Below are 15,654 nucleotides of genomic sequence, written 5' to 3'. Positions count from 1 at the left end.
ATCCATGTTTAATAATAAATCTATTTTGATTACAGGTGGTTCTGGACTCTTTGGTCGTTGTTTTATAGAGATCATTCTCCGCGATTACCCAAACGTGAGACGCATCATCGTCTTTTCACGCGATGTACAGAAACATAATGAGATACAGCAACTCTATCCTGAGAAGCAGTTCTCTCAACTTCGTTTTTTTATTGGTGATGTGCGTGATCGTGAACGTTTGATTCGTGCTTGTGAAGGGGTTGATATTGTCATCCATGCAGCAACCATTGCTTCAATCGAGGCTGCAGAATACAACCCAGAGGAGTGTGTAAAAACTAATATCGGTGGTGCTGAGAATGTTATTGATGCCGCACTCAAAACCGGTGTGCATGATGTGATTGCTCTTTCATCAGATAAGGCATGTGCTCCTCTCAATCTTTATGGAGCAACTCAATTAGTGTCCGATAAACTCTTTGTGGCTGCTAACAACATGAAAGGAGCTAAGGATATTCATTTTTCTGTGGTCCGTTATGGCAACGTGATGGGGAGCAAGGGTTCTGTTATTCCTCTTTTCCTTAAACGTAAGGAATTGGGTGGTCGTAGCCTTCCTATTACCGATAAGCGAATGACTCGTTTCATTATTTCTAATCAAGAGGTAGTAACAGCGGTTGAGTTTGCCCTTGAGCATCACTTGGGGGGTGAAATATTTGTTCCGAAGACTCCTTCTTACCGTGTTACAGACTTGGCTACTGCTATTGCACCTAATATGAAACATGAGGAGATTGGTATTCGTCCAGGTGAGAAAATTTATGAGGAACTCATTTCAAGAGCAGAAAGTGGAAATACAATAGAAATGGATGGTTACTACGCTATCTTACCTTCGCTAACGTATACTGGTCATCGAGCATTAGACAACTACCTTGAACACTATAATGCTCAAACTGTTGCTGATGGCTTTCACTATTGCTCTAATGAGAATCCTGTATTTGAAACGGTAGAATCCCTTCGTGAAAAGATTCACCTCTACATTAAACCGCCAATAAAATTCTAGTTACTTATGATAGACAAACCCATTTCATATGGCCGTCAATTCATTTCCGAAGACGACATTCAGGCAGTTGTTGAGACTTTGAGAGGTGATTACCTCACTTGTGGTCCTGCTATTGCTAAATTTGAAGAAACATTCAATGAATATGTACATGCAAAGTATTCTGTAGCAGTTTGCAATGCTACTGCTGCTCTTCACATTGCTGTCATGGCATTGGGCGTTAAGGAAGGTGATAATGTCATCTGTACTCCTATGACTTTTGCTTCTTCTGCCAACTGTATTCGCTTCTGTGGGGGTAACGTTAAGTTTGTTGATATCGCCCCTGAAACTTATCTCCTTGATATCAATAAACTTAAGGAGACTCTTTCTGCTGTTCCTAAGGGTACTTACAAAGGTATGGTACTCGTGGATTTTGCCGGTTATCCTCACAATATGGAGGAGTACCGCAAGGTGGCCGACGAATACGGTATGTGGATACTCGAAGATGCTTGTCATGCTCCTGGAGCATACTTTATTGACTCTACTGGCGAGAAGGTGTATTGCGGATGTGGTAAATATTCCGACATAACCGTCTTTTCTTTCCATCCAGTTAAGCATATCACTACCGGTGAGGGCGGTATGGCTTGTACCCAGAACAAGGAATACTACAAGAAGATGGCTCTCTATCGTACTCATGGTATTACCCACGATGCAGATAAGCTCCAGCGCGAAGATGGTCTTTGGTACTACGAAATGCAGGAACTCGGATACAACTATCGTATCACTGATATTCAGGCTGCTCTCGGAACCTCACAACTCAAGCGTGCACGCAAAAATGTAGAAATCCGGCGTGAACTTGTCCGTAAGTACAATAAGGCATTCGCAAACATTCCAGGAATCAAGACTCCATACGAGGCTTCTGATGTTTATCATGCTTATCACCTCTATGTCATTCAGGTGGAAGACCGCCTCGGTCTCTATAACTTTCTTCGTGAGAACAATATCTTCGCGCAGGTACTCTATTATCCACTTAATCTCATGCCGTACTACAGGCAGTTTGGCAACAAGGAGGGTGACCTGCCAGTCGTTGAGGACTATTACAAGCATTGCCTTGCTTTGCCTATGTTCCCAACTCTCACGGAAGAGCAGCAGCAGTATGTAATCAGTAAGGTTAAAGAGTTTATTTGCAAGTAAATGAGTATTTCAAGTAAACTTGTCCTCGGTACCGTTCAGTTTGGACTCCAATACGGAATAAATTCCGCTGGTCGTCCTTCAATAAAACAAGTATCAGATATACTAAACAATGCCAAGGCGGGAGGTATCTTGATTTTGGATACTTCCTCGGCCTATGGCAATGCAGAAGAAGTCCTGGGTGATGTAGAAGCTGGCGAATCTTTTAAGATTGTCAGTAAGTATCCCAAGTGCGATAAGTCGGTTGCCGAGGCTTTCAACAATTCTTTGAAGCTTCTTGGTACAAATCACTTTTATGGGTATCTTCTTCATCATTTTGAAGTCTATTGCGAAAACAAGTCCGTCTGGAATGACTTCGTTCAGCTTCAGAAAGAAGGTAAGGTAGATCGCATTGGTTTTTCTCTCTATGAGCCTTGGGAACTTGATTTGATTCTCAACGATGGCATTCCTTTCTCGCTCATTCAGGTACCCTATAATATCTTCGACCGTCAGTTTGAACCATACTTCAAGCAACTTAAGGAAATGGATGTGGAGATACATGTCCGCAGTACCTTCCTCCAGGGACTTTTCTTCAAGGATAGGGAAACACTTCCTGAGAAACTTCAACCGCTCAAGAAGTATCTCATTCAGCTCGATGAATATGCGGCAAGCAAAGGTATCTCTATAGGAGACCTTGCTCTTAACTACAACCTCCATAATCCATATATAGATGGCGTATTGATAGGAGTGGACAACAAAGAACAGCTTCTTCAGAATTTTGCTTCTGTAAAGGATGTAGAAATTAATCTTGATATAAAGGTTGAAAATACAGAATTATTAAAACCAATTAATTGGAAATAATATGAAGATTTTAGCTATTACCCAGGCACGTTATGGGTCTACCCGTCTACCTGCAAAGATCCTTAAGGAGGTGAACGGACAGACGCTTCTCGAAATTCATCTCAAACGCATCCTTCAGTCAAAAACGGTTAGCAAACTCAAGATTGCCACCACTGACGAAGAAGGCTCTAAATACATTGTGGAGGTTGCCAACAAGATTGGTGTTGATTACTTCAAAGGTTCTGTTGACGATGTACTTTCACGTTTTTACGGAACGGCAGTATCAGAAAAGCCTGATTATGTGATCAGGCTTACTTCAGACTGCCCTTTGATTGATCCAGATATTATTGATGCCGTAGTTACATTCGCACTTGAACATCCAGAATATGATTATGTGCATACTGATGCAAAAAGTTTCCCTGATGGTCTCGATACGGAAGTTATGAAATTTTCTGCTATTGAGAAGGCGTATAAAGAGGCTGACTTGAAATCTGAGCGCGAGCACGTCACTCCTTATATCTGGAAGAACGGAACTGCTAACAGAGGTAACATTTTCAAGACCTATAATTATCCGAATCCGGCTGGCAATTTCAATGCAGATGACTATCGTATTACTATAGATGAGCTAGAAGATTTTGAGGTAATAAAGACTCTTATTGAGAAACTCGGTATAGACAAGGACTGGAAGACCTATATTGACTACCTCCTTGAACATAAGGAAGTCTATGCAATCAATAGCAGGTTCTCGAACAATGAGGGCTACGCCAAATCAATTGCAAACGATTCTGTAATTAACAAATAAATATTCAATACAATGGGTAAAGGACAAGAGCTTTACAAAAAAGCAAAAACGTTGATTCCCGGAGGAACATCGTTGTTATCAAAAAGACCTGAGCAGTTATTGCCCGAGAATTGGCCGGCATATTATAGCAAGTCAAAGGGATGCCGCGTATGGGATCTTGACGGCCGTGAGTATATCGACTGCGGTCTTATGGGTGTGGGTACCAATACACTTGGATATGCTCGTGAGGAGGTTGATGAAGCTGTGATGAAGGTTGTTCGTGACGGTAACCTTACCACTTTCAACTGTCCTGAAGAAGTTTATCTTGCAGAACGACTCATCAAGATGAATCCATGGGCTGGTGGTGTACGATACACCCGTGGTGGTGGCGAAGCCAACTCTATGTGCGTACGTATTGCACGTGCCTATACTGGTAAGGATAAGGTGGCAATCTGTGGCTATCACGGTTGGCACGACTGGTATGTATCTGTAAACCTTGGCGAGAACGATGCTCTTGCGGGACACCTTCTCCCTGGTATTCCTACAGCAGGCGTTCCTAAGGGACTCCGTGGTTCATCTATTCCTTTCCACTATAACGACTTTGAAGAGATTGAGAAAATAATCCGCAATACGCCTGATCTTGCAGCTGTCAAGATGGAGGTTTGCCGTAATTTCGGTCCTGCTGAGGGCTATCTTGAACATATTCGCAATCTTTGCAACAAATATGGGGTAATACTCATTTTCGATGAGTGTACTTCAGGTTTCCGAGAGACATTTGGTGGACTCCACAAGAAATATGGTATTTATCCAGATATGACCATCTATTCTAAGACTATGGGTAACGGATACGTTATTGCTGCAGTTCTTGGAAAGAAAGAAATAATGGATGCAGCTCAAGGTTCTTGGATTAGTTCTACCTTCTGGACCGACCGTATTGGACCTACCGCAGCACTTGCAGCGCTCGATGTAATGGAGAAGGAAAAGTCTTGGGAACAGATAACCGCAAAGGGGCTTCAGAATAAGAAACGTTGGCAGACACTAGCTGACAAGTATGGTTTGAAGATAAACCAATGGGGTATTCCTGCACTTGCCGGTTACACATTCGACTCTCCTAATGCTCTTGCATACAAGACTTATGTGACCCAGGAGATGCTTAAGAAGGGTTACCTTGCAGGAACGCTCATGTACACTTCACTTGCTCATACGCAGGAAATACTCGATGGCTATTTCGAGGCTCTTGATCCTGTTTTTGCAGATATTCGCGACTTTGAAGATGGTAAAAATGTAATGGAGGCTCTTGAAGGCCCTGTATGTCAAGCCGGTTTTAAGCGACTTAACTAAGTCCAAATGACTAGACGGAAAATCTTCTTTCGGGCAGACGCAGGCGCACAGATAGGTTACGGACATTTCATCCGTACCCTTGCACTTGCTGACATGCTCCGAGACGATTTTGATTGTACATTCTTCACTCAGTCTCCCTCTGAATATCAGCAGAGGGAGGCTGAGGAAGTATGTCCTCTCGTAGCTTTACCATCCGACGATAGCAAGTTTGAAGAATTCATAGACTGTCTTAAAGGCGAAGAATTCGTTGTACTTGATAACTATTTTTATACCTCAGAGTACCAGAAACAGATCAAGGAGAAAGGATGTAAACTTGTTTGTATTGATGATATGCACGACAAGCATTATTATGCAGATGTAGTAATCAACCACGGCTTGATAGATAAGAAACTATTTGATATAGAATCATATACACGCCTCTGCCTTGGTCTCGACTATGCTCTACTTCGCAAACCTTTTATCCAAGCTTCAAGTACCGTTAAAAATCCCAATAGTTGGTTTATTTCATTTGGAGGAACAGATTATCTTAACTTGACGGAAAAAGCATTGCAGGCAATCCATGATGATCCTCGTGTTGACAGTATCACTGTTGTCATTGGTGATGCTTATAAGTATATAGAAAACCTCAAAAATTACCCAAAGGCAACTATTGAGAAGAACTTGACCGCCGAGGAGATGGCTGACGTTATGTGTAAAGCGCAATACGCTATTTTGCCATCAAGTTCTGTTTGTATTGAAGCGTTAGCCTGCCGCTGTAAGGTTGCAGCAGGTTTCTTTGTAAGTAACCAACAGCCTTATCACGATGAATGGAGCCGCAATGGTTTTATTTTGGGATTGGGCAATATAGCAGAGAATATTCATTCTAGTATCATAGACCAACTTTCTGAAAGTTCATTGTATGTACAAGTGGCTTTCACAAATATCGTCTCAAAATATATTGAGATATTCAAACAACTATAGTATGGCTTATCCATCAATCATACATACGGAACATTTTTGTTTCAAGAGTTATACACTCTTGTCTGATAGTGAGCACAAAACTATTTGGCAGATGCGTAATGATCCTGGGATTAGAATGTATATGGACAATCCCGAACCGTTTCCGTTTGAAGGGCATCAGAAGTTTGTCACTTCGCTGTTGCAGAATAGCGAAAAGGCTTACTATGGTGTTTATGAAATTATAGGGAATAAACTGATTGGTAATCAGTGTATTATAAATGGCAGTGTTGAAAAAACTGCAGAGTCCGGCCAATATATTTTCCCTTCTGAACAAGGACACGGCTATGGTACTCTGATGAAATATGAGTTTATAGACTATCTTTTCAAACAAGGATTACTGCAACGAATTATCGAAAAAGTAAAGAAATTCAATGAACGCAACAATCGCCTAAATCTAAAACTCGGGTTCAGGCTGTATGAGAGTGATTCTGAATATAATTACTATGAGGTAAATCCAAAAACTCTTAATGCACAATAGGCAATAAGCGTCCTGCAGTAGTCTGAAAGTCGATTATTATGCAGAACTACACTTATTGCTTGTGTGTATCAGGAAATCTTGGATACATAGTGTAACAGAGGCTTCGCGATAAAGGTATAAATATTGTTAGTGTGCTTACCGATTCTCATTCTGATGGAATTGTAGGGTATTGTGAACAACAATCACTTAAATGCTTCAAGGGTAACCCAAGATGCTTGAAGGCTTCTAATTGGTTGGATGATCAACTGATACGTTTCGATTATTTGCTCTCCATTAATTACCTGTTCATTCTTGAAGAAGACATCCTAGAACGGGCACATGTGGCTGTCAATTTCCACGGTTCGCTTCTTCCTAAGTATAGAGGACGTACTCCTCATGTATGGGCAATCATCAATGGAGAGAAAGAATGTGGTATTACAGCACATTTGATGAGCGCTGAATGCGATGACGGGGATATTGTTAAGCAAATACACATTCAAATAGAGTATGAAGATACTGGTGCAACAATCTTAGAGAAGTATAATGGAATTTACCCAAACCTTGTTGACGAAATCGTAACCTTGATGGAGATAGGTAACATTTCCACCACAAAACAGGACATCACAAAAGCTACATACTATGGGAAACGAACACCAGAGGACGGAGGTATCAATTGGGACTGGCAGAAAGAGCGTATCCGCAATTGGGTACGGGCTCAAGTACGACCATACCCGGGAGCATTCTCGCACATCGGCAGTGAGAAGATAACCATTCATAAGGTTTCCTATAGCGATTATGGCTTCATTGACATCACCCCGAATGGGAGTGTCCTTGCGGTAATAGAAAGCAAGCCTATCGTCAAAACGCAGAATGGCGCCATCGTCTTGGAAGATTATGAATACGTAGGTACAATTAAAGAAGGGCAGATATTAAAAACAATATAATATGGGTAAGACATTTATTGTAGCTGAACTATCAGCAAATCACGGACATAAACTCGAGACCGCACTGACTTCTGTTAGGGCCATTGCTGAAGCTGGCGTAGATGCTGTAAAGATTCAAACTTATACAGCAGATACACTTACGCTTGATTGCAAAAAGAAAGACTTTATAGTGGATGGCGGAACCCTTTGGGACGACACTACGTATTATGATCTCTATAAGCAAGCCTACACCCCATGGGAGTGGCATAAGGCTATCTTCGACGAGGCAAAGAAATGCGGACTTGTTTGTTTCTCTACACCATTCGACAATACAGCCGTTGACTTTCTTGAGGAGTGTGGTAATCCTATTATGAAAATTGCAAGTTTCGAGATAACCGATGTCAATCTCATCCGTTATGCTGCAAGTAAAGGTAAGCCAATGGTTATATCTACCGGAGTAGCCACGATGGAGGACATTGGGCTTGCTATCAAAGTTTGTCACGAAGCAGGCAATCACGATATTACTCTCCTTCGTTGTGTATCAGCTTATCCGGCTCCAATGGAGAATGTTAACCTTCGCACTATGCTTGATATGAAGGAACGTTTTGATGTTAAAGTAGGCCTCTCTGACCACACTATGGGCTCTGATGTGCCTCTTGCAGCAGTAGCTCTTGGAGCCGAAATGGTCGAGAAGCACTTCATCCTTGATCGAGCCATTGGAGGTCCGGATGCAGCTTTTTCAATGACTGTTGAAGAGTTTAAGGCAATGGTTACTAGTATCCGTAATGTAGAGAAGGCTCTGGGTGTTGTTGACTACCCAACAGATCCTTCCCAGATCAAAGGCCGCCAGTTCTCCCGCTCACTCTATGTAGCAGAAGACATGAAGACTGGTGATATCATTACCGAATTGAATGTCCGTTCCGTTCGTCCAGGATATGGTCTTCATCCCAAATACCTCAACGACTGTTTAGGTAAGAAAGTTAATCGTGATTTGGAGAAGGGCGAGAGAATGAAGTTGGAGTATGTTTTGAATAGTAAAATTTTTAAATAATATGACAAAAGTCCTATCTGTAATTATCCCTTCATACAATGTAGAACAGTATTTGAAGAAAACAGTTGAGTCTTTTTTGCAGTGTAAGACTCTATCTGAAATTGAACTAATAATTGTAAGTGATGGTTCAACGGACAAAACTGTTGAGATTGCGAATAAGTATAAAGGAGAGTACCCTGAGACTGTCGTTGTTATTGATAAAGAGAATGGAGGCCATGGTTCAACAATTAATAGTGGATTGAAAGTAGCAAAAGGTAAATATCTGATTGTTGTTGATGGTGATGATTGGGTTGATGCAAATGCTATTGATTTGATTGTTGAACAGCTTAGAAATGTAGAGGTTGACGTCGCTATATCTGGTCACTATCGAAATTACATGAACGAAGGAGTAGAGGAACATTGGGATTACGACGAAACTTCAGGAGAAGTTCGAACATTAAAGTATCTTCTTGATAAGAGTTATCAGATACCAATGACTGATACGTGTTATCGGACTGAGATGCTTAGAGAAATTGGATTACAGATTCAGGAGAAAACATTCTATGTGGATGAAGAGTTTTGTACTATTCCATATCTAAAAGCCAATCGCTTCCTTTTTACAGGACAATCTTATTATCATTATCGTCTCGGTAGTATGACGCAAAGTGTCTCTCCTGATAATATGATAAAGTGTGTAGATCATAGATTAAGAGTGTTCAATAAACTCTTTAATATTCTTAATACTGCACAGTTTAATGTAGACAGTAGAGAATATTTTATGCGTCGATTATCTGCTGTAGTAAATACTACTTATCTGATTTACTATGTTTATTATAGTAATCGACAAAAAGGTCGAAGTTTAGGCGATAATTTTTATATAAAACTCTATGCTTCAAATAAAGAGTTGGCTATCAGGACAAGTCGTATAAGAAATCAGATGAGATTTTTAAATATGCTTCACATCTCACGTAAAGGTTATGAATTTTTGAAAAAAATTATTCACTAATATGAAACAAGTGCAATATCTAATCGTGGGAGCCGGTATTTCTGGCTTAAGCTTTGCTAGGTTTTTAAAGGAAAAATCTTATTTAATTATAGAAAAAGAACCTACTGCAGGAGGTTTATGTCGTACACATTACAAAAATGAGTATGTATGGGATTTTGCTGGTCACTTCTTCCACTTTTCAAATGAGGAAATTAAGTCTTTTTTTGACAAAAGAGTAAAAGCTGATGACCTTGTTTTTTGTAATAAAGAAACAAAGATTATCTTTAAAAATAAGTGTATAGATTATCCTTTCCAGACAAATATTCACCAGTTAGAGAAGCAGGATTTTATTGATTGCCTATACGATCTTTACTTTAAGGAGTCAAAGGAAAACTTTGAGGATTTTGAAGATATGTTATATGCAAAATTCGGTAAAAGTATAACAGAACTTTTTCTTAAGCCGTATAATGAAAAGCTATATGCTTGTTCGTTGAAGAAACTCGACACAAATGCCATGGGGCGTTTCTTTCCTTATGCCGATTTGAAAGATATTATAAAGAACATGAAAGAAGCTCGGGATTTTTCATATAATAATTTCTTCGAATATCCAAAGAGAGGTGCTCAGGTTTTTATTGAGGCTTTGTTGAGCGATATTAACATAAACAATTTGATGCTTAATACTGAGGTTAAGAGTGTTGACACAGAGAATAAGAAAGCTACAATTGAGAGTGACGGAGAAGAGATGACTGTAGAATATGAGTATCTTATTAATACTGTACCACTTAATGTTTTTATTGAACTCTGTAATACCGAAGTTTCTGAAAACTTGTTGAGCTATAATCAGGTATTAGTATATAACATTGGTTTTGATTCTGCATTAGAAGACACATCGAGCCATTGGATTTATTTCCCTGAAAAAAAGTATTGTTTTTATCGTGTCGGTTTTTATAATAATATTTTGTCAAAAACAAAGGGTAGTACATATGTAGAGCTTGGCTTTGATCCAAACATAGAGATCACAGAAAGAATTAAGGATATGTATTATCATAAGACTCTCCAAGATTTACGGGATTGTGGTATAGTTTCTAATCAAAAGGCAGTTGCGCATGAAACTCTGGTGATAAACCCTGGCTATGTACATATTACGGAGCAAGGAAAGAAATGGGTGAAGGAATATATGGCTGAAATGGCGAAAAAGAAAGTATATTCTATCGGACGTTATGGTGCGTGGACTTACTGTTCTATGGAGGATTGTATGCTTCAAGCATTGAAACTGTCAAAAGAAATTGGATAAAAGATGATTGCAATAATTGTAGCGACACCGTTGCAGATGTTTAACGCAACGATGATAATGAGACATCATTATCCTAAAGCAAAGGCTGATTTATTCGTACTGAACATAGCATGTGATATGCATGACATAATCAGTAAATACCAAAAACTTCCTTTCGTAAATAGTGTGTACTATTTGGAAGATGTGTGTCATAGATTATCCAGAATAGGAATAATTCGAGATTTTTTAATAACCACGAAAAAACAGAAATTTATCTTAGATTCCGTGAAGAATGTTGAATATACAGACTTGTTTTCCACATGGGTAGGGAAAACCAACACTTGGCTATTCTCTAAGTTAAAGAGAACAAATCCTGACTTAAAACTTCATTTTTATGAAGAAGGATTAGGAGTATATCTTAAAGGACTTTTCGATACGGTACATGGCTTAAAGTATATGTATTATCTCTTGGGATATAAGTATGAAGGAGACTATTTGCAAGATCTCTATATGTATAATCCAGACTTGGCATTTAACAATGAGATTATCAAAATGATTCCTATTGGAAGTGCCCAAGAAGAAGATATAATGTATATTAAATCTGTTTTAGAGGTCGACAATATACTTCAATACAGAACTAAAGGTATATATTTCGAAAATGATTTTCGAAGTACGGAATTTGAGGGGGTTGACGAGAAGCAGATAATTGATTTGCTCTATAAGTCTTTAGGAAAGGATCAACTTACAGTACGGATGCACCCAAGAAATCCAAAGGATAAATACCAATTTCAAAACTATATTATTGATCAAAACAGTAAGAACTCATGGGAAGATATTCTTATTGCTTTGGATAATCTAAATGATTTGGTTCTAATTACTCTCAATTCTACTGCAGTTTTTACTCCAAAGATGATTTATGGAAAGGAACCTGTTATCGTTATTCTTGGGAAGATGATAATGAACGAATATTCTTATCAACCATGGGCTCAGAATTTCTGGGATGATAAGTATTCAAGGTTTGTACAAAGAATATGTGAGAACTACAACAATAAGAAAAAAGTAATTATACCAGAATCGTTTGAAGAGATGGTACTACTTCTTAAACAATTGTAACTATGGGAAGAATTGTTATTTCAAATCAAATAGAATCTCTTGCAAAAATAGAGAAGAAAAATGAAATGCAAGGCTTTGTTGTTAATAAGCAAACAAAGAGCGGATCTTTGAGTATAGTGTCTTATCATAAGAGACTAAGACGTATTGAAAATGCGTACATAAATGGCAATGACTATTGTATTTCTGCAGGAACTCTCACATATAATAAACTGATTGGAACAGAAGCCTTGAAGGGAATATTTGAAGCATTTGATGGTGATGTGGATAAACTTCGGAAACAAATCTTGGGCAATTATTGTTTGTGTATATGTAAAAATGGTGTAGTTTCAATCTTTGTAGATAAATACCATGTATATAAAGTATTTTATCGAATTGTTAATGGAAGAATTATTCTTTCTTCGGATTTGATAGATGTACTTCTTGGGGTATCTGATTTTGATGAATCAGAGTATGACTTAATGCTTGAATCTTTTCAATGCAGTCCTTATGGAGAAGATACGTTTGTAAAAGACGTAAAAAAACTATTGGGTCGCCAGGTTATTTCAATTGATACAAGAAAAAATAATATTGAAGTTAGGAATATTGGATACCGACGTGAACATAAACAGTACAATGATATAAATGCGGCAGCAAAGTTTATGGCTTCAAAAATCCAAGATGGTTATAGACAATTAGCTGAAGGTTTTGGTCAAGATGTAGGTATAAACATGACAGGAGGTTTGGATAGTAGAGTTGTACTTGGAGGATGTCTCGCGGCAGGTATAAAACCAACTCTTCTACATGCTCAAGGAAATTCTCCAGCAGTTACAGGAACAGAGGTTGGAGATCTCCGGTGCGTAGAGTCTATGTCTAAAAAAATGGGGTTGTCAGTTCTATTAATGGATTGGAAATGCGTATATCCTGATAACTTCAACTTATGGGACGATCTTTTTGCAAAGTATGGTTTTGATTATAAGTTTTATGGTGGTAATCCCAATTTTTTTGTATCCTATGAACGTTTGGGCAACTCAATTCCATTGATCTTAGAGACGGGGCTTTTCGGAGAATGCATGCGTATAAGAGAACAGTATAATGAGAGGAAAAAACCATTTGAAAACATTCAAGCTTTCTTGCAAGAGTATCAATTAAGTGGAACCAATAGCTCATATCTTGTGAAGGATGATTTTTATTCTAATTCTCATAATTTATTTGATTATGTAAAAGATAGATTTTCATCAGATTTGAGAGCTTTTGGTTTCAATCCAGATGCCCCTCTTTCTATGGATCAATTTGAGGAAGTACGATATGTTCACCATAGATCGACAGATGCAGTATTAATCAATTTTCTGAATCAGTTAACAGGGTGTATTTCAGTATTAAGTACAGAACAGGTGTGTGAATGTCTGTATGATTCTACTCATGAGTTTAGAGCCTATGGAACTCTTCAATTGAAGATTATTGAGAACTTATCACAAGATTTGTTCAATATTCCATTTTTCTCTCATTGTCGTGAATGTATTGTAAATAAGTCCGATTACAGATTATATAGAAAGGTGTCATTCAATGAAAGGGTAGGTAAATTCTTACGTACTCTTGGATTAAAAGATTCTTCTTTTTATTTGTTTTTGAGGAGTTTGAAATATAAATTTCTCAAAAATGACTCTGGAGTCCAACATAATATGATGTACTCTTCAGAATTGGATAGAATATTACCTGTAATTAAACAAGTAATAGATGCTGATACAGATGTAATTCCTAAATATATCAATACTGACCATATTCCATCGGATGATTCTCTTATACACATTATCTATTATGCAATGAATATTCACGGATTAAAATTGATAAAACAAGGTATATTTAAATAATTTAATGAAAGTATCTTTTCTCCAAAATAAATTTCTGCAAAAGTTAAGTATCTATACCATATCATCTTATATAAATAAGGCTATACCTTTTTTGATGTTGCCGATACTAACTAATTATCTGTCAACTGACGAATATGGTGAAGTCTCTATGTTTTTAGCACTTATGAACCTTCTTATAGCGGTTTTTGGGTTGAGTATAGAGGGAGCACTTATGAGGAAATTCTATGATAAAGGAGACTCTTTTCCTACTGTTTTATTTAATTACTTGTTTTTGCTTTTATCTTCGTTTTCAGTATGCTCGGTATTATTTGTGATATTTTCAAGTAAGATCACAACATATAGTGGTGTGTCTGTACAGTATTTAGCAGCGGCAGTACTTGGTTCTTTTTTCTCTGTTATCTGTTATTGCGTTAATTCTTTACATCAAGCTGAGGGTAAGGCTACTGCCTATGCTATATTTACTAATGGTTGGAGTTTCTTAAATGCACTTTTATCCATAATTCTTGTAGTGTTTTTTAGTCTTGGTGTAGTAGGTCGTGTTTATGGTATTGCGATATCTACTATACTTATGGGAGTTGTTGGGATACTTTTGTTGTGTAAAAATGGTATTATACCATCGATAGATAAGAAACTAATTTTAGAGGAGTTGAAGGTATTTGGACTTCCTATGTTACCTATGAATTTGCGTGGAACTATTCTTGGGTTTACTGATAAATTATTCATTGCGAATATCATTGGTTTATCAGCCGCAGGTGTATATACGGTGGGTACCCAATTGGCAATGATAATAGATATTTTTGTTAGGTCGATAGCACTTGCCTATACACCATGGGTATATGCAAAACTACAGGATGCAAGTAGTGAATCTTTAAAGAAAATAGTGAGATTGACTTATACTCTAATATTGATAATAATCATCGTCTCTTTTTCGTGGATAATCATTGCTCGTTTAGCATCGCCACTATTAGTTAGTTCAGATTACGAGGATTCATTTGTATATCTTAACTGGCTTATTGCCTGTAATGGTATTTTAGGTGTTCAACTACTATTAGTGAATTTTATTTATTATTCTAAAAAGACAAAGCTGTATTCTCTTTTGAGTATTTTCTCAATATTTCTGAATATTTTTTTAAATTATGTATTTATTACGACTCGAGGAACAATAGGAGCTGCTCAGGCAACTCTAGTGGTCTATGCTACAACATTATTATTTACAGTACTTATTGTATATAATCAGTATAAACAAATACCTTGGTTTACAATATTCATTTGTCATGGATCAAAATAGTATCATATCATATACAAAAGCACAAAGATATCAAACTGATTTACTGCTGTTTTTATGTGTATTTGTGACAGATGCAATGAGTATACCATTGTCTCAAAATATTAAAGTTGCATTGTCCACAGTTTTATGTGGATTTATTGTTTTGAAAGACATCGCAAATGGGAAGTTATTTAAAGATAACTATAGAACAAAATGGGTTTTAATCCCTTGTTTATTCATAATAATACCACAACTTATTTATTTTGATTTTGTACTATCGTATGAAAGTAAAATCTTGCAAATTTGGGCAGGCTATATACTGTTTAAAAAGATTCCTAAGGAATTATTTATCCAAAAGTATGTAAAACTTTTGTATTATATATGTATTATTTCTATTCCAATATGGCTCTCTACAGTTATGAGATTAAACTTTTGGGAATGGGCCCCATCATCAGGTGATGGGCAGTACAAAACCTTGTTCTTTTATTGTGTTGATACTTATGGTGAGAACGGCAGAAATAATGGTCCATTTTGGGAACCTGGTGTATTTCAAATGTATATAAATATTGCAGTTTTATTTTTGTTATATTCAAAAAATAATATAAATATAAAATATTTATTA

Annotated in this window: 14 protein-coding genes and 1 pseudogene; all 15 read left to right on the top strand. The window is 37.5% G+C overall.

Features of this window, described 5'->3' with window-relative positions:
• Nucleotides 1-4: 4 nt before the first annotated feature.
• Nucleotides 5-1,030, top strand: coding sequence for a UDP-N-acetylglucosamine 4,6-dehydratase (inverting) (pseB, locus tag DWY55_RS03745; protein ID WP_117879023.1), 1,026 nt, complete (start codon nt 5-7; stop codon nt 1,028-1,030).
• Between the two features lie 6 nt (nt 1,031-1,036).
• Complete coding sequence (gene pseC, locus DWY55_RS03740) at nt 1,037-2,200, top strand: UDP-4-amino-4,6-dideoxy-N-acetyl-beta-L-altrosamine transaminase (protein WP_117879024.1); 1,164 nt, start codon at nt 1,037-1,039, stop codon at nt 2,198-2,200.
• On the top strand, nt 2,201-3,037 hold the full coding sequence (locus tag DWY55_RS03735) for an aldo/keto reductase (RefSeq protein ID WP_117879025.1): 837 nt from the start codon (nt 2,201-2,203) through the stop codon (nt 3,035-3,037).
• A 1-nt stretch (nt 3,038) separates the two neighbouring features.
• Nucleotides 3,039-3,818, top strand: a complete 780-nt coding sequence (locus DWY55_RS22175; RefSeq protein WP_207806421.1) for a cytidylyltransferase domain-containing protein — start codon at nt 3,039-3,041, stop codon at nt 3,816-3,818.
• 99 nt (nt 3,819-3,917) lie between these two features.
• Complete coding sequence (locus DWY55_RS22170; protein ID WP_243633635.1) at nt 3,918-5,138, top strand: aminotransferase class III-fold pyridoxal phosphate-dependent enzyme; 1,221 nt, start codon at nt 3,918-3,920, stop codon at nt 5,136-5,138.
• Nucleotides 5,139-5,144: 6 nt separating this feature from the next.
• Complete coding sequence (gene pseG / locus DWY55_RS03725) at nt 5,145-6,098, top strand: UDP-2,4-diacetamido-2,4,6-trideoxy-beta-L-altropyranose hydrolase (RefSeq protein ID WP_117879028.1); 954 nt, start codon at nt 5,145-5,147, stop codon at nt 6,096-6,098.
• A 1-nt stretch (nt 6,099) separates the two neighbouring features.
• Nucleotides 6,100-6,615, top strand: coding sequence for a GNAT family N-acetyltransferase (locus DWY55_RS03720; RefSeq protein WP_165859506.1), 516 nt, complete (start codon nt 6,100-6,102; stop codon nt 6,613-6,615).
• A 215-nt stretch (nt 6,616-6,830) separates the two neighbouring features.
• Nucleotides 6,831-7,538, top strand: coding sequence for a methionyl-tRNA formyltransferase (locus DWY55_RS03715; RefSeq protein ID WP_133303480.1), 708 nt, complete (start codon nt 6,831-6,833; stop codon nt 7,536-7,538).
• 1 nt (nt 7,539) lies between these two features.
• Nucleotides 7,540-8,568, top strand: a complete 1,029-nt coding sequence (gene pseI / locus DWY55_RS03710; RefSeq protein WP_117879031.1) for a pseudaminic acid synthase — start codon at nt 7,540-7,542, stop codon at nt 8,566-8,568.
• A gap of 1 nt (nt 8,569) precedes the next feature.
• Nucleotides 8,570-9,553 carry a glycosyltransferase family 2 protein gene (locus DWY55_RS03705; protein ID WP_117879032.1) on the top strand — a complete coding sequence of 328 codons (984 nt, stop codon included), beginning with the start codon at nt 8,570-8,572 and terminating at the stop codon, nt 9,551-9,553.
• A 1-nt stretch (nt 9,554) separates the two neighbouring features.
• Entirely contained in the window at nt 9,555-10,826 is a 1,272-nt protein-coding gene (locus tag DWY55_RS03700; protein WP_117879033.1) for a protoporphyrinogen/coproporphyrinogen oxidase, read from the top strand.
• Nucleotides 10,827-10,829: 3 nt separating this feature from the next.
• A complete protein-coding gene (locus tag DWY55_RS03695) occupies nt 10,830-11,918 on the top strand; it encodes a polysialyltransferase family glycosyltransferase (RefSeq protein WP_117879034.1) in 1,089 nt (362 codons plus the stop codon).
• 2 nt (nt 11,919-11,920) lie between these two features.
• Entirely contained in the window at nt 11,921-13,765 is a 1,845-nt protein-coding gene (locus tag DWY55_RS03690; RefSeq protein WP_117879035.1) for a hypothetical protein, read from the top strand.
• Nucleotides 13,766-13,769: 4 nt separating this feature from the next.
• The gene (locus tag DWY55_RS03685) at nt 13,770-15,053 is read left to right on the top strand and encodes an oligosaccharide flippase family protein (protein WP_117879036.1); all 1,284 of its coding nucleotides are present in this window, start codon (nt 13,770-13,772) and stop codon (nt 15,051-15,053) included.
• Nucleotides 15,040-15,654 (top strand): annotated as a pseudogene (locus DWY55_RS22280) (LPS biosynthesis protein); the annotation flags it as partial. The gene DWY55_RS03685 and the pseudogene DWY55_RS22280, both read left to right, overlap by 14 nt.

It is taken from the genome of Bacteroides sp. AF25-38AC (genome assembly GCF_003602995.1).
In the GTDB taxonomy this organism is placed as follows: domain Bacteria; phylum Bacteroidota; class Bacteroidia; order Bacteroidales; family Bacteroidaceae; genus Bacteroides; species Bacteroides uniformis.
The sequence above is the reverse complement of the archived record's forward strand: the minus strand, read 5'-3'. Positions and strand labels throughout refer to the sequence as shown.